At 33.1% G+C, this 15,656-nt stretch carries 18 protein-coding genes; 9 read left to right on the top strand and 9 right to left on the bottom strand.

What is annotated here, in order from left to right:
• Nucleotides 1–26: 26 nt before the first annotated feature.
• From B5X64_RS06795 to B5X64_RS06785, 3 genes are all read right to left on the bottom strand, one after another.
• Nucleotides 27–800, bottom strand: coding sequence for a ParA family protein (locus B5X64_RS06795; protein WP_079464506.1), 774 nt, complete (start codon nt 798–800; stop codon nt 27–29).
• A 165-nt stretch (nt 801–965) separates the two neighbouring features.
• Nucleotides 966–1,805 carry an energy transducer TonB gene (locus B5X64_RS06790; RefSeq protein ID WP_079464505.1) on the bottom strand — a complete coding sequence of 280 codons (840 nt, stop codon included), beginning with the start codon at nt 1,803–1,805 and terminating at the stop codon, nt 966–968.
• 614 nt (nt 1,806–2,419) lie between these two features.
• Nucleotides 2,420–3,706: an adenylosuccinate synthase gene (locus B5X64_RS06785; protein WP_066679480.1), complete on the bottom strand. Its 1,287-nt coding sequence runs from the start codon at nt 3,704–3,706 to the stop codon at nt 2,420–2,422.
• A 254-nt stretch (nt 3,707–3,960) separates the two neighbouring features.
• Here B5X64_RS06785 and B5X64_RS06780 point away from each other — a divergent pair, with 254 nt between their 5' ends.
• The 4 genes from B5X64_RS06780 to B5X64_RS06765 are packed head-to-tail and all read left to right on the top strand — an operon-like array spanning nt 3,961 to nt 6,331.
• Entirely contained in the window at nt 3,961–4,746 is a 786-nt protein-coding gene (locus B5X64_RS06780) for a DUF4238 domain-containing protein (RefSeq protein WP_079464504.1), read from the top strand.
• Between the two features lie 50 nt (nt 4,747–4,796).
• On the top strand, nt 4,797–5,045 hold the full coding sequence (locus B5X64_RS06775; protein WP_079464503.1) for a type II toxin-antitoxin system ParD family antitoxin: 249 nt from the start codon (nt 4,797–4,799) through the stop codon (nt 5,043–5,045).
• The gene (locus B5X64_RS06770) at nt 5,045–5,344 is read left to right on the top strand and encodes a type II toxin-antitoxin system RelE/ParE family toxin (RefSeq protein WP_079464502.1); all 300 of its coding nucleotides are present in this window, start codon (nt 5,045–5,047) and stop codon (nt 5,342–5,344) included. The genes B5X64_RS06775 and B5X64_RS06770 overlap by 1 nt, the downstream gene beginning before the upstream one ends.
• Nucleotides 5,345–5,395: 51 nt before the next feature.
• Nucleotides 5,396–6,331 (top strand): alpha/beta fold hydrolase, encoded by a 936-nt coding sequence (locus B5X64_RS06765; protein WP_079464501.1) that lies wholly within the window; start codon nt 5,396–5,398, stop codon nt 6,329–6,331.
• A 256-nt stretch (nt 6,332–6,587) separates the two neighbouring features.
• Here the strand turns inward: B5X64_RS06765 and B5X64_RS06760 are convergent, their stop codons facing one another.
• From B5X64_RS06760 to B5X64_RS06750, 3 genes are all read right to left on the bottom strand, one after another.
• Nucleotides 6,588–8,177, bottom strand: coding sequence for an ABC-F family ATP-binding cassette domain-containing protein (locus tag B5X64_RS06760; protein WP_079464500.1), 1,590 nt, complete (start codon nt 8,175–8,177; stop codon nt 6,588–6,590).
• A 349-nt stretch (nt 8,178–8,526) separates the two neighbouring features.
• A complete protein-coding gene (locus B5X64_RS06755) occupies nt 8,527–9,435 on the bottom strand; it encodes a LysR family transcriptional regulator (RefSeq protein WP_079464499.1) in 909 nt (302 codons plus the stop codon).
• 38 nt (nt 9,436–9,473) lie between these two features.
• Nucleotides 9,474–10,217: a metallophosphoesterase family protein gene (locus B5X64_RS06750; protein ID WP_079464498.1), complete on the bottom strand. Its 744-nt coding sequence runs from the start codon at nt 10,215–10,217 to the stop codon at nt 9,474–9,476.
• Nucleotides 10,218–10,472: 255 nt separating this feature from the next.
• Between B5X64_RS06750 and B5X64_RS06745 the strand changes: the two genes are divergently transcribed.
• From B5X64_RS06745 to B5X64_RS06725, 5 genes are all read left to right on the top strand, one after another.
• Nucleotides 10,473–11,087, top strand: coding sequence for an NAD(P)H-dependent oxidoreductase (locus B5X64_RS06745; protein ID WP_079464497.1), 615 nt, complete (start codon nt 10,473–10,475; stop codon nt 11,085–11,087).
• Nucleotides 11,087–11,374, top strand: coding sequence for a putative quinol monooxygenase (locus B5X64_RS06740; RefSeq protein WP_079464496.1), 288 nt, complete (start codon nt 11,087–11,089; stop codon nt 11,372–11,374). The genes B5X64_RS06745 and B5X64_RS06740 overlap by 1 nt, the downstream gene beginning before the upstream one ends.
• 147 nt (nt 11,375–11,521) lie before the next feature.
• Nucleotides 11,522–12,274, top strand: a complete 753-nt coding sequence (locus B5X64_RS06735) for a type 1 glutamine amidotransferase domain-containing protein (RefSeq protein WP_079464578.1) — start codon at nt 11,522–11,524, stop codon at nt 12,272–12,274.
• A gap of 222 nt (nt 12,275–12,496) precedes the next feature.
• The gene (locus B5X64_RS06730; RefSeq protein WP_079464577.1) at nt 12,497–13,480 is read left to right on the top strand and encodes an aldo/keto reductase; all 984 of its coding nucleotides are present in this window, start codon (nt 12,497–12,499) and stop codon (nt 13,478–13,480) included.
• 67 nt (nt 13,481–13,547) lie between these two features.
• Nucleotides 13,548–14,057 (top strand): PPC domain-containing DNA-binding protein, encoded by a 510-nt coding sequence (locus B5X64_RS06725; RefSeq protein ID WP_066676096.1) that lies wholly within the window; start codon nt 13,548–13,550, stop codon nt 14,055–14,057.
• A gap of 78 nt (nt 14,058–14,135) precedes the next feature.
• Here the strand turns inward: B5X64_RS06725 and B5X64_RS06720 are convergent, their stop codons facing one another.
• The 3 genes from B5X64_RS06720 to B5X64_RS06710 form a co-directional block, all read right to left on the bottom strand.
• Nucleotides 14,136–14,579 (bottom strand): carboxymuconolactone decarboxylase family protein, encoded by a 444-nt coding sequence (locus B5X64_RS06720; RefSeq protein ID WP_079464495.1) that lies wholly within the window; start codon nt 14,577–14,579, stop codon nt 14,136–14,138.
• Nucleotides 14,580–14,584: 5 nt separating this feature from the next.
• The gene (locus tag B5X64_RS06715; protein ID WP_079464494.1) at nt 14,585–15,016 is read right to left on the bottom strand and encodes a DoxX family protein; all 432 of its coding nucleotides are present in this window, start codon (nt 15,014–15,016) and stop codon (nt 14,585–14,587) included.
• A gap of 63 nt (nt 15,017–15,079) precedes the next feature.
• Nucleotides 15,080–15,652, bottom strand: a complete 573-nt coding sequence (locus tag B5X64_RS06710) for a Crp/Fnr family transcriptional regulator (RefSeq protein WP_079464493.1) — start codon at nt 15,650–15,652, stop codon at nt 15,080–15,082.
• Between the last annotated feature and the right edge of the window lie 4 nt (nt 15,653–15,656).

Here is a 15,656-nt window from a genome sequence, read left to right as displayed (position 1 = left end):
CTATGCTATTGGCTTATTTTTGATTTTTAATTTTTTACTAAATTTTCATTATTCAACAACACCTCTTCTGCAAGCTGAATATATTGAATAGCACCTTTGCTTTCAGCATCATAATTTAAGATACTCTCACCAAAACTTGGTGCTTCACTTAATCTTACATTTCTGCTGATAATTGTTTCAAAAACCATTTCCGGGAAGTGAGAATTTACTTCTTCCACCACCTGATTAGAAAGTCTCAAACGGCTGTCATACATTGTCAACAACAATCCTTCGATATCTAAATCTTTGTTATGAATTTTCTGAACGTTTTTAATGGTATTCAAAAGCTTCCCCAAACCTTCCAACGCAAAATATTCACATTGGATTGGGATAATTACAGAATCTGCCGCTGTTAAAGCATTCACTGTAATCAAACCTAAACTCGGTGCACAATCGATGATGATATAGTCGTAATCGTCTCTTACTTCCTCTAATGCCTTTTTCAGCATATACTCACGATTGTCTTTGTCTACCAGCTCAATTTCGGCAGCTACCAAATCAATATGAGAAGGTACGATATCTAAATTGGGAGTTGTTGTTCGCTGAATACAGAGCCTGGTTTCAACACTATGTTCCAAAAGATTATAGGTAGAATACGGCACTTCTTCCACACCAAGACCCGATGTTGCATTTGCCTGTGGATCTGCATCAATAATTAAGATTTTCTTTTCTAAAACTCCTAATGCTGCAGCTAAATTTACGGCAGTAGTAGTCTTTCCTACCCCACCTTTCTGATTAGCGATACCTATAATTTTTGCCATTGCTCAAACTTTAAGCTTCAAAAATACACATTTTTCTCTGCTCTTGGGGAATGAGTAAAATGAAAATAGAGTTAAAATATTGTTAACAAGGCTTTTATACATTAAAAAAATTATCCACAAAAATAAATCTTTGTGGATAACTATTGAGATTCGCATTTAAGATATTTAATTATCAAATTTCATGGTAATTGGAAACTTAAAATAACTTCTTACAGACTCTCCTTTTTTATTTTTACCCGGCTCCCATTTTCCTTTTACCGCTTTAATGGTTCTGATGGCTTCTGCGTTGAAAGAAGCATCTTTTCCGTTAGTTCTAATATCTGAAATAGTACCGTCTCTTTCTACAATGAAAGTAACTGTTGTAGAAACACTTCCTTCCTCTTGAAAAGCAGTAACATCAAACTTATTCATCACTTTATTTCTAAAAGCATCGATACCTCCTTCAAATTTTGCTAACACTGCAGCTACTTCCGGTTCATTAGAAACTTTCACAGGAACTTCAACCGGTGTAACAATTTTTGGCGGCACAGCTGTTCCTGGACCTGAAATCACACTTGTAGGGACATTAATAGTTGGTGCTGGTGGTGCAATAAAATCATTTTTCACTCCTGCAATCGCATCTTTAGGAATATCTTTTACAATATTACTTTCGTCTGCATTTCTTGTAGGAGTAACAACTGTAGCATCATATTGTTTTACACTTGGTGGCGGTGGCGTTACAGTTTGTGGTGGTAAAACTTCAGCAGGCGGATCTAAAGGTGCATCTACATCAATCAAACCTGGAGGAATAGGGTTTTCAATAATCCCTGTTTCAGGTGACTGAAAAGCAGAAATTACAGTTGGGATAATAGAAACCGCAGCCAATAAACCGACACCTATAAAAAATGCTTTGGTTAAAATCCTGTCTGATTCTGTTCTTAATACATACGCACCATACGCTTTGTTACGGTTTTCGAAAAGGATTTCGTTCAGTCGAAATTCCTGGTTGTGTTCTAGGTGTTTCATCACTATAAAATTAAAATTGTTAATATATAGATTATCAGTTTTCAATACTATTTGAAATAATCTTTAAAGCACTATCAAAATTTCTGCCAAAAACTTAACAAAAACTTAACTTTATATCAAAATCAGTGTTAAAGTTTAAAATTTAACTATTTTATGGATAGGTTTTGAGGTTGGTTGATGGTTGATAGTTCATGGTTGATGGTTGATGGTTGATGGTTGATGGAAGTTACATGATTGAGAATAATCATCATGATTGAAATAGCTTTTTTAATTCCCCTCCTTTGGAGGGGTGGCGAAAATTCGGAAGAATTTTTGACGGGGTGGTTTAAGAACGTGAAAAAAACTCGCTATATCTTTATTTTAAAAAGAAACCTACTTTCTTAGCCCCGATGGGAACGACATCCTTTTTTGTTTTGGTGAAGGAAATCAGGTTCGGAAAAAACAAAAAAGATATAGTGAACAGCGGGAAATAGCTTCTAAAAGATTAGTTTTTGGTTGTTAGTTATTAGTTGATAGTTTTTAGATTCTTCACTACGCTTTCGCTTCGTTCAGAATGACATAAAAAAAGAGACTATCGATTGACAGTCTCTTTTTTATTTATTTGAAAATATTCGTTAGAATAATTCTTTTCTGATGATGTTCTGACTTCTTTCAGGACCTACAGAAACCAAATATACGTTGATACCTAAATACTTTTCGATAAACTCGATGTATTTCTGAGCAGTATCAGGAAGCTCGTCATAGCTTCTTACTTTTGTTAAATCTTCGTTCCAACCCGGTAGATCTTGGTAGATCGGTTCGTAGTTGTATAATTTTTCTGTTGAAGAAGTGAAATAATCAATGATTTTTCCGTCTTCAGTTTTGTAATGAGTAACGATTTTAAGGTTTTCAATTCCTGTAAGAACGTCTAATTTCGTAATTACCAAGTTATTGATCCCGTTGATCATACAAGCGTGCTTCAAAGAAACAAGGTCTAACCAACCTGTTCTTCTTGGTCTACCTGTAGTCGCTCCGAATTCACCACCGATTTGTCTGATTTTCTCACCCAATTCGTTGTCTAATTCAGATGGGAAAGGTCCGTTTCCAACTCTTGTACAGTATGCTTTTGCAACACCGATTAAGTTTTGAAGTGAAGTTGGTGGAACTCCCGCTCCTGTACAAACTCCTCCTGTTGACGGAGAAGATGAAGTAACGTAAGGATATGTTCCGAAGTCGATGTCTAACATCAAAGCTTGCGCTCCTTCAAATAAAACGTTTTTACCGTCTCTGATGGCTTCGTTTAATTCTAATTCAGTATCTACGATTCTGTCTTGAAGCTGCTTTCCGATCTCTAAATATTCATTATAGATTTCTTCAACATCCAAAGTAGGCTTTCCGTAATATTTTTCGAAAAGAGAGTTTTTAACTTTTAAGTTTTTCTCAATTTTATCTCTTAAAATTTCAGGATTCAAAAGATCTACCATTCTGATACCGATTCTTGCGATCTTATCTTCATAACAAGGTCCGATTCCTTTTTTAGTAGTCCCGATTTGCGTTCCTCCGTGCTCTTCCTCACGGTAAGTATCCAAAAGAATGTGGTAAGGCATGATGACATGCGCTCTTCTGCTGATGAAAATGTGATCAGTTCTCATGTTTTTGCTTTCGATCTGATTCACCTCCTTAATGAAAGATTTAGGATTTACCACTACTCCGTTAGCAATGATACACTTCCCTTTGCACTGAAGAACTCCCGATGGAAGAAGGTGCAAAACAAACTTTTCTTCACCTACATAAACCGTGTGACCAGCGTTGTCGCCCCCTTGGAAACGCACTACATAATCTGATTTTGCCGATAAAACATCCGTTATTTTTCCTTTACCTTCATCTCCATATTGAAGACCTACAACTACGTAAGTTGACATATTTTACTTTTATTTTAGATTCATGCAAAATTACTTTTAAAAAATTGGGTGGGCAAATTTGTGGTGGATTTTATTTTTTGGTGGGGTGGAAATCATACTGATAATTATATACTAAGATTTCATTTCATCTTCCTTATATTTGATTTAATTCCAACCATAACAATGAGCCAATCTCAAAAACATCATTTCTTACCCGTCTTCTATCTTAAAGGATTTACAAATGAAAATGAACAAATGAAAATGAACAATTTAAAATCTTCAATATAAAAACAAAAAATTTCAAGCAAAAAGGAAAACTATTTTATCCTGCTTCTCATTTTTATATCTTAAAAGATAATACTATCACAACTGATTTTGGAGAAAGTGACTTTATGGAAAAATTATATGAAAAAGTCGACAGTAGTTTTGCGAAAATCCTTCAGGCAATCAATACCAATAGTTATGAAAACAGATTTGGTGTTAGTGAAAAAGACATGCCCTATATTAATAATTTCGTTAGTCAAATTTATTGGAGATCTCCATATTGTAAGCAAATCCTAAAAGATTATATAGAGAGACATACACATAAACAATTAGGATTTAAGATAAATAATCAAGATGGAATTTACAATGAAAAACTAAGTACAGATTTAAAAAATATACCTGAATTTTATAAAGCATACAAACTTTATAATTCTTTATTAGATCCTATTCGAGGATTGAATTGTGATATCCAATATCATATATTTGGTAGACCAAAAGAGCTACCTTCAATCTGTTCAGATTTTCCAATTATTTTCAAAACCACTAATAATATTAAAGTGTATGAAGATGATTATATATTTCCATTATCTAAAGAGCGAGTTTTTATCAAAAAAGATTTATCTCAAAAGTTTAATCATCAATTGCATCATCTTATAGATTTAATTTCATTAAAACAATCTGTAAAATATTTTGCAACAAATAGTGAGGAATATGTTAACTTTTTAATCAAACTTGATCAACAAAACAATTATTCATTAGAAGAATATAAAGAGATACTATTCAGTAACTTACTATAATTCTTTTACAATATACCAATAATTGGTATATTTGATTTAAAATTAAAATAATGGCAAAAAATACATCCATATTATTAGGTGATTATTTCGATAACTTTATTAGTCAACAGATCAAGTCTGGAAAATTTTCCTCTGCAAGCGAAGTTGTGAGAACAGCTTTGAGAATGTTTGAACATGAAGAATCTAAGAAAACAGAATTAATTAATGAATTAAAAAAAGGAGAAAAATCAGGATTTGTTGAGAATTTTGACCGCAAAGAGTTTCTAGAAAATCTTCATCAAAAACATTCTGCTGAGTAATGAAATACAAAATCAGCAAAGAAGCACTGAATGATTTAGAAAAAATTTGGTTGTACACTTCTGAAACTTGGTCAAAAGGACAGGCAGATTATTATTTTGATTTAATAATAAACGAAATTGAACATTTATCAGGAAATCCCAAATCAGGAAAAGATTATAATGAAATCAGGAAAGGATATTTTCGTTCTAGAGTAAAATCTCATTTCATCTTTTACAGAATTAATATTAAAAATGAAGAGATTGAAATCATTAGAATTCTTCATCAACAGATGGATATTTCATCAATATTAAACGAATAATTCTTTTTTAATTCAGGTCTTTAATTATCCTTCAAAAAACCAAATCACACCATGAAATCACTACAAAAATCAGGATATTTATCTGAAAACGCCACCAATCAAACCCAACTCTTTTACACTTTATTTTATCCCGAAGAAATTCCTGTAAAAGCGACCTTACAAATCGTTCACGGGATGCAGGAACATAGTGGAAGATATTCAGAAATTGCAGAATATTTTGCCAATCGAGGATTTGCGGTGTTGACATATGACCATTTAGGACACGGAAAATCGGTAAAAGAAAAGAAAGATATTGGATTTTTTCAACGCAATAATCCTGATGAAAGATTGATTACAGATGCCGAAAAAATGAGTAAATTTCTGATGGAGCAATATCCTGATGTTCCGCATTTCATTTTGGGGCATTCAATGGGGTCTTTTATCACGCGGTGTCTTCTTCAAAAAATGAGCAATCAGTTTTCGGGTGTCATTATTACTGGAACTGGCGGACCTTTGACAGGAATTAATTTAGTGAAAACCTATTTTTCTCTAGCTAATAAACTGGCTCCTCAAAAACGAACTTTTTTCAATAACATTTTTAATATTGTCAACAACAAACAATTTAAAAAAGATAAAGACTTTGGCGATACAAGCTGGCTTAGCCTAAATCCCGCCAATAGAAATGCATTTTCTAAGGATGAACTTTGCGGAATTCCTTTCACCAACAATGCGTTTTATGCGTTATTCAGTATTTACAAAAAAGCAACGGCGAGAAATTGGGCACAAGCTATTCCGAAGTCCTTCCCTTTTCTTTTTGTAAGCGGGCAAAATGACCCTATAGGAGATTTTGGAAAAGGCGTGACGAAGACTGTTGGAAATTTAAAACTTGATGGGTTTAAAGCGGTAGAAGTGAAAATATATCCTGAAATGCGTCATGAAATATTGAATGAAGAAATCAGAGAAAACGTATTGAATGACATTCATCAATGGATTTTGAAACTTTTATAACAAATAACTTCAGTAACCTCAACTCACGAAGCTATTTTATCTTTTTAATTTTCAAACTTTTTATTTAACCACAAAAGAGTCAAAAGATTTAGATATTTCTATTTAAAGGTTTAAAAAGCACACAAAAGCTTTTAAAAATCTTAGATTTTTTATTCTTTTGAGAACTTTGAATATCTAATGATAACTTTATAATTGTCTTTTGTTCCTTTTGTGGTTAAATCTAAAATTAGTTTAAATATGCTTAGTTTAAATAGACTTATTTTAAAACAATCTCTTTATCAACTCCAATTTGTTCTAAAAAAACTTCATCATGCGAAATCACCAGCAAAGTTCCATGATAATCTTTAATAGAATTCGTCAAAATTTCTACATTTTGAAGGTCTAAATTATTCGTGGGTTCATCGAGAATAATCATATCGGGAGCTTTGTTGCTGATGGAAAGTCCGCACAGAAGAAGTCGAAAACGCTCTCCACCACTCAGAACATCACATTTTTTATCCCAGGTTTCCTTTCCGAATAAAAATCTTGACAAGAATGTTTTCACTTCCGATTCGGGCATCGCATTATCATTGAACTGTTCGGCAAAATCATAAATCGTTGCATTTCTATCAATTAAAGAATACTCCTGGTCAATATAAATTGTCTGAAAATCTGACTTCGAAATAACTCCAAAAGAAGGTTGCAAATCTTCCAACAAAAGCTTTATCAAAGTCGTTTTCCCCGAACCGTTCATTCCTTTGATGGAAATTCGGTCACCACTTCTAATTTCAAGATTGAGGTTTTCTTTCCAAAGATTTTCTTGGTCATATTTAAAATTAATTTCTTCCGCCGAAATCAAGATTTTCCCCGAATGCAGATTCGAATCATTAAAATTCACTTTCATTTGGTCAGCATTTCTAACCGACGAACGCAAATCCCGCAAATCACTCGAAATATCATTGATTTTCTCTGCATGAACAGACTTCAGTTTCGAAGAATTTTTCTCCGCGTTATTCCGCAACGTATTCATCATAATTCTTGCAACACCCGATTTTTCCTGCTTTCCTTTTCCTCGTGCATCGAGTTTTTGTTTACGTTCCAAAGTTTCACGTTCCTTTTCTTTAGCCTTTTTCAGTGCACGTTCTTTAGAATGAATATCATTTTGTAAAGCTTCATTTTCAATTTCCTTTTGTTCGGCATAAAAATCATAATTACCTCCGTATGTTGAAATTCTCTGATTGCTTAATTCAAAAATTGTATCAACTAAATTCAGCAAAGTTCGGTCATGACTCACAATCACAATCGTTGAATTTGTTTTTTCAATAAAATCATACAACAGATTTCGACCTTCCAAATCGAGATGATTCGTAGGTTCGTCGAGTAAAATAATTCCAGGCTGATTGATTTGAATTCCTGCAAGAAAAACCTTTGTTTTTTGTCCGCCACTCAAACTTTCCAAAGTTTGGTTTAAATCTAAATCTTCAAGTTTCCAATATTGTAAGGCATTTTGACAGCGTTCTTCAATGTCCCAATCGTCATTTAAAGTTTCAAAATAAATTTTATCTACTTCGCCATGGATTATTTTTTGAAGTGCATCAAGTTTTTGATTGATTTTCAAACATTCCGCAACCGTCAAGTGATTAAAATTTCCAAACATTTGTGGAACATAGAAAATATCACCATGAATATTGACATTTCCTGCCAAAGGTTCAATTTCATTGGCAATAATTTTCAGCAAGGTAGATTTCCCCGTGCCGTTACTTCCGACCAAAGCCGATTTTGTGTGAGAAGGTATCGTTAAATTGATAGAATTAAAAAGCAGATTTCCCGCAGGAAACCCAAAGGATATATTGTGTAGAAAAAGCATAATTTCTTTCTTTTAGTAAGGTTAAACTGCAATAACATTTTTCGTTATTGTTTATTAAATCTGAAAGAAATTAAATTCTACATGTCTGATGTTTTGGGTTTTGTGTGATGCAAAGATAGTATATTCTTCTTTTGTCTTAAAACAAAAGAAGCAAAAATTCAAGTTTTGGAATCCTTCGCTAAAAATTAAAATTTAATCCTAAAATTCCCAAAACTCGCATGAATTTATAATTTATCATTAATTTCAAAATTGTAACATGCTCAAACAGTGGGAATTTTTTAACGGATTAAATTTAAATTTTCTTAACGCTCATGCTTCCTATACCAATTCAAATAGCGATTCTTTAATTTCATGCCTCAACTCCACTCATCACCTGACGGAAAAGTCCTTTGATGTGGTCGATTTCAGATTGATACATGGTCTTTTTTCGGCAGCCGAAATAAAGAGTGTTTTCAAGTTTTTTATCGCCTTCCCAAATCAGTTGTATTTCACCGCTTTCAATTTCATTTTTACATAAAAAATCAGGAACGACGGCCAATCCGGTTCCTCCTTTCAGGCAACGGATAATTGAATTTAAGTTCGGAACAATATAATTGGGTCTGAAATTAGGTTTATGTCCGAAATTCATCAGCCAAAACTGAAAAAGATGTTCCATATCACCGGTTGTACCGTACCATTTTTCGTTTTTCAGCCAGCTTTCAATTTTTTGGAAATCTTTGGTTTTTAAAACCTCACCAAAACTTTCTGTATCAATATCTTTTCCGCCTACCAAAATAATTTGTTCAGAAGAAAATGCTTCGTGCAGAATATTGGGTGACGTTCCTTTTTTAGGAGTGATAATTAAATCTAAAATTCCTTTATCCAGCTGGTCCAACATCTCAGGATACTCACCAAAACTGATAATTAAATTAAAATCCAGCGTCGAAACATACTGTTCCAAAGTAGTCTGAAAAGTTTCAAAACACATTCCGACACTGATGGTTGGTGTATGTTTTTCGGTAGATTTCTGAAAATTCTTTTCAACTTCTTCAAGCTTAGTTAAAGGTTCTGAAATCGCATTAAACAAAACCTTTCCTCTTTCAGTCGGAATCATTTTTCTTCCGGTTCTGTCAAATAATTTGTATCCAACATAAGCTTCCAATGAGCCTAAATGCAAACTTACTCCGGGTTGCGAAATAAACAGAGAATCTGCTGCTCCGGTTAATGTTCCGGTTTTATAAATCGCTTTAAAAGTGCGGTACCATTCTAAATTAACCATAATAGTTATTTTAATTATGATACAAATTTACGAAATAATCAGAATACTGATAGTTTTTCATTTCTTAAGAAAGAAGCATAATAATTCGGGATTTCACTTTTCTCAATTTCCTGAACAACTTTTTCGAGTGGATAATCTAACTGAATAATTTCAGGAGTGATTTTTTCTTCATCCAAAGTCAGGATTACATAAGAAGCCAATCGGTTTTCTTCTCTTGAGCGACCAACAGAACCACTGTTAATTGCCCATTTTCCATTAAAATATTTTTTAAATGACCTATGAGTATGCCCCATCATAATTACATCAGACTTAGATTCACTCAACATATTTTTAAAAATTTCATCATTTTCTGATTCATATAAATAAATATCATTACTTTCTAAACTGGAATGCACCAATTGAATACTCCAATGTTTTTCGCCTATTTTATAATTTAGCTTTAAATGAAAAGGCAATTCTGACAAAAATGCTTTGTTCTCTTCTGTAATGTATTTTTTAGAATGATTAATAGCTAAAAATCTTGCAGCCGTTTCTTCTTCAGAATGCTTGCTTAAAGGAATTACAGGGACATCAAAACCAATTCTTTCATCATGATTTCCCATTAAACAAGGAATGTTCAGATTCCTTATTTTTTCAATTACTTCATTTCCCCAAGGAGCAAAATCTACGAGGTCTCCCAAACAGAATTTTTGACGAATTCCTCTTTCTTCAATATCATTTAAAACCGTCTCCAAAGCTGGAAGATTTCCATGCACATCCCCAAAAACCGCAATTTGTATCATTATTCTTTTAATTATCAAACAAATTTACATGACAGAAAATAATTTTAACTCTGACAGAATATGACTTTTAACCATGAAAATAAAATTTGCAAAAGATAAATGTAATAATAAATTTTGCTTCGCAATAAATGAAGAGTTTTCAAAATAAAAAATTTTAAATATCATTATTCTGATAGTTTAATATAATTTATATTATTTTAATTATACAAAATCCCAACATAACTTTGCAGAGTAAAATTTAAACAATCATACAAAATGAAAAAAGTATTAATCATCAACGGTGGACAAAACTTCGGACATTCAGGAGGAAAATATAATCAGACTATTGCAGACAACACATTGGAAGTTTTAAAAAGATTTGAAAATGTAGAAGTGAAAATCACCAACGCAAGTGATAATTACAACAAACACGAAGAAGTAGAAAAATTTGTCTGGGCAGATTATATCATTTACCACACTCCGATTTGGTGGTTTCAGTTGCCGAATGGTTTGAAAAAATATATTGATGAAGTTTTCACAGCCGGTCACGCAAAAGGAATTTACATGAGCGACGGAAGAACTTCTGAAAATCCAAAAATCAACTACGGAACTGGCGGAATGTTGGGCGGAAGAAAATATATGGTGACCACAAGCTGGAATGCACCAGAAACAGCCTTCACGCTTCCCGGAGAATTTTTCAACGAAACAAGTGTAGATAACGGCCCCTTATTTGGTTTTCACAGAATGAACGCTTTTGTTTCTTTAGAAAAAATGGAGAGTTTTCATTTCCATGATGTAGAGAAAAATGCAAATATCGAGCGCGATATGAAATTATACAGAGAACATCTTACAAACGTTTTTGAAAAAGAACTAAAACCACAATTAGTCTAATGAAAATCTATCTTACCGCAATAATAAAAGCAAAAGAAGAGCACAGAGCCGAAGTTTTTGAAGTCCTTCAAAATATGGTTGCAGAAACCAGAAAAGAAGAAGCCAACGAATTGTACACACTTCATCAAGGAATTGAAGATAAAAATCATTTTATTTTCTACGAAATCTGGAAAAACGAAGAAGGATTGAAACAGCATAACGAACAGCCTTACATTAAAGCTTTTGGAGATTTGGTTGATGAAAAACTGCAGGAAAAACCTCAGATTTATTTAACTGAAATTATTTAAACATTAAACCATTAAGAAAATTTAAGATGTTAAGCTTAATTAAGGAAAATCAACAGATTTTTTTAAAAAGCACACGCTTAAAGCGCTGCTAGATCCTAATATTATAAACTTCTTAAATAAACCTTAATGGTTAAAAAATCATTAAATATGAAAAAATTAGCATTATTAATTCTTGCATTATTTACAGTAGGATTCGTACAATCACAAACCAAAAAATCAAAAAATATGAAAAAGAAAATTTTATTTGTCGTGACCAGTCATGACAAAAAAGGTGACACCGGCGAAGAAACCGGATATTATCTGGGTGAAGTTTCGCATCCTTGGGAAGTTCTTCACAAAGCCGGTTACGAAATTGATTTTGTAAGCCCGAAAGGCAGAACTCCTCCTGTTGATGGATTTGATTTAAAAGGTCCTATCAATAAAGAATTCTGGGGAAGTCAAGACAAAGCTAAAATCGACCAATCTTTACAGCCTTCACAGGTAAATCCAAATGATTATTCTACCATTTTTTATGCAGGAGGTCACGGCGCAATGTGGGATTTTGCAGACAACACCGAATTATCAAAAATTGCTTCAAAAATTTATGAAAACGGAGGAATTGTAGCCGCAGTTTGCCACGGTCCGGCTGGTTTGGTGAATATTAAGCTGAATAACGGAAAGTATTTAGTAGATGGTAAAAAAATCAATGCTTTTACGAATGAGGAGGAAGCTGAAGTAAAATTAACAAACGTAGTTCCTTTCCTTTTGGAAGATAAGCTGAAAGAAAGAGGTGCGAAATTTGAAAAATCAGGGCTTTGGCAAAATCATGTAGTGACCGATCAAAGAGTAATTACAGGACAAAATCCGCAGTCTGCAAAAAGTGTGGGTGAAGCTATTTTAAAGGAATTAAAAAATAATTAGTAAATATTTTAACCACAAAAGTCACAAAAGACTTTTACACTTAAGTTATTTTAAGCTAAAATTATTTCGTTGAAAAGAACACTTAAGATTTTGAAAATCTTAGATTTTCGACTTATGTGACCTTACTGCCTTCAATACATAAACTTTAAAACGAAAGTACTTCAACAAAAACTTTTGTGACTTTTGTGGTTAAATCAACTTAAAAAATTAAAACAAAAAAAAATGCAATATAGAAAATTAGGAAACACAGATTTAGAACTTTCAGTGATTACTCACGGAGCGTTTGCAATCGGTGGAAATATGTGGGGTGGAAATGAAAAACAAGATTCTATCAACTCAATTCATGCTTCTCTAGATCATGGTGTAACTTCCATTGACACCGCTCCTTTTTATGGTTTCGGATTGAGTGAAGAAATGATTGGTGAAGCTATCAAAGGAAAAGACCGTTCGAAAATTCAGTTGCTGACAAAATTCGGATTGGTTTGGGACGGAAGCAATAATGGAAAAGGTGAATTTTTCTTCGATGCAAATGATGACAGCAAAATACTTCCTGTGTACAAACTCGCTTCAAAAGAAAATGTTATTAAGGAAGTTGAGGAAAGTTTAAAAAGATTAGGAACAGATTACATCGATCTTTTACAATTGCACTGGCCAGATTCTACAACGCCAATTAGTGAAACTATGGAAGCGATGGAACTCTTGATTCAACAAGGAAAAATCCGTGCAGCAGGTGTGAGCAATTGTTCTGTTGAGCAAATGGAAGAAGCCAATAAAACATTGAACTTAGCAAGCAATCAGGTTTCTTACAGCATGCTGAACCGTGCAATTGAAAATGATTTGGTTTCCTATTCTTTAGAAAATAATTCAGGAATTATCGTTTACAGTCCAATGGAAAGAGGTCTTCTGACAGGAAAATATTTCAAAGAAGATCAATTAAAAGAAAACGATCACAGAAACGGCTATTTTTCACAGTTCGACTTACATAAAGTGAAATCTTTCTTAGAAAAAATAGAACCGATTGCCAAGGAAAAAGGAGTTACACTTTCTCAATTGGTTTTACGTTGGACAACATTACAACCAGCAATTACAGTGGTTTTAGCTGGAGCAAGAAATGCTCAACAAGCCATTGAAAATGCAAAAGCAATGTCTTTCGATCTATCTCAGGAAGAATTGAATTTTATTAATTCTGAACTAAAAGAAATTTAATTTCTAAGCAAATATACTGTTGATTTGGTGTGAAAATTTCATTCTAAAAATTTAAATTCAATTGATTATGAAGGTATTAAAAACTATTATATTACTATTTACAGTTTTAATTACGAATACTTTTTCAGCACAACAAAAAGACAATTGTCGTTACATCAAAACGCCGACAGGTTATCTGATGGTATTGCGACAAGGTGATGATGTAATTTCCAATATTGAAAATCTGGCGAAAACAGAAAATATTCCGTCTGCAAGCTTTACGGGAATTGGCTTTGCATCAGAAGTAACTTTTGGATTTTATGATTTTAATGCTAAAAAATTTAATCCTAAAACATTCAGTAAAGTGGAAATGGGAAGTTTGACGGGTTCAATCGCATGGAACGAAAAAGGTCCGTCAATACACGTTCACGGCGTGGCGACTGATGATCAATTCAATGCTTTTGGCGGACACATTTTGTCTCTGCATGTCGGAACAGGTTCTATGGAAGTGTATGTAACTTTGAATGATCAAAAATTAGATCGAAAAATCGAACAGCCTTTAAATGCAAACGTTCTGCAGCTCAATTGTAAACAGTAAAATTAATTCCTTCAAAGGAAAATCGCTTCTCAATAATTGGGAAGCGATTTTTGTTATTGATTTAAATAAATCTATAATTTACTTTGCAATGGGCAAATGGGTAGAGATTGCAATTCTATTCCATGAATTGATGGTGACAATTGCCATAATAATTTGAGCAATCTGGCTTTCATCAAACAATTGTTTAGCCTTATAATACGTTTCTTCAGTCAGACCTTTTTGGCTGATCAAAGTAATTTCTTCCGTCATTGCCAAAAGCACTTGCTCCTCTTCAGTATAAAGCTCCAACGCTTCTCTCCATGCGTTTAAAAGATAAATTCTTTGAGGAGTTTCACCATATTTCATTGCGTCTTTTGTATGCATATCCAGACAGAAAGCACATCCGTTGATTTGTGACGCTCTGATTTTGATTAACTCTTTCTGAATATGGTTTAAAGAAATGGTTTGAAGATATCCTTCCAATCCCATCATTGCTTTGTAAGCGGCAGCATCTGCAGTTGCCATATTGATTCTTGCACTCATAACGTTTATGATTTTTTAGTTAATGTATCTATTGAAAAATAAAATTCTTTTTGTGTTGCCAATAAAAAAGCCGCTGCGCTTCCTACCCAAACCGAATAATCCAAAGGTGCTTTTATTCCTAAAGCAATGCTCATCGATAAAGCAAATACAAGCAATAAAAATCCGGTTCCGTAAGCTGCTATTTTTGTTTTGAAACCTAAAATCAGCATCAATGGAAAAAGTATTTCTAAAAATGTAGCGGCATAAGCAGAAAATGTGCTTAACATTTCGGGGAGAAAAAACGTCAATTGTTGGGTATACTTTTCAAAGTTTTCCCAGTTTCCCCAAGCTGAGTTGTCACCCCACAAACCGAATCTGTCTGCCACTGCAGAAAGCATCGTTACGGAAATTATTACTCTTAAAAATAACTGTGGAAATATGGAATCTTTGCCTGTCATTGCATTTGTTTTTATGAACAGGACAAAGTTGCGAATTAAGAATCGTAAAAATCTTAAACTGGTTTAAGAACGTAATTTCGCTCTGATTTCACTTAAATATTCAGGAGTAAAACCTAAAAAAGAAGCCAATAAATATTGTGGAATTCTTTGAATAAACCAAGGATACAAAGTACTGAAATGCACATAATATTCCTCTTTCGTCATCTCATAAATGTAACGAATTCTTTTTTCGGCAGCTGCATAAGCGGTTTGGTAAACCATTCTGAAATAACGTTCCATCATCGGATGTTTTTGAAGCAACAGTTCCTGAGATTGGAAATCAATCGATAAAATCGTAGAATGCTCAACAGACTGAATATTAAAATCTGTTTTCACTTGTTTTTCAAAAGCAAAAGTATCAGAAATCCACCAGTTTTCGATAGCAAATTCGGTGGTTTGTTCTACACCTTTTTCATTCACGAAAAATTTTCTCAGACAGCCTTTTAAAACAAAATATTTTAACTTGCAAAAATCACCTTCAAGCATTAAATTCTCTTTCTTCTTCACTTCCAAAACCTGAAAGAAAGAAAATATCGAAGTAAATTCTTCGTCACTGATTGTAATAAATTTATCTAAGTGTGCTTTGAAGGTTTCCATTTTT

The sequence above is a fragment of the Chryseobacterium balustinum genome, assembly GCF_900168205.1.
GTDB classification, from domain to species: Bacteria; Bacteroidota; Bacteroidia; order Flavobacteriales; family Weeksellaceae; genus Chryseobacterium; species Chryseobacterium balustinum.
This window is presented reverse-complemented; position numbering and strand designations above follow the sequence as displayed.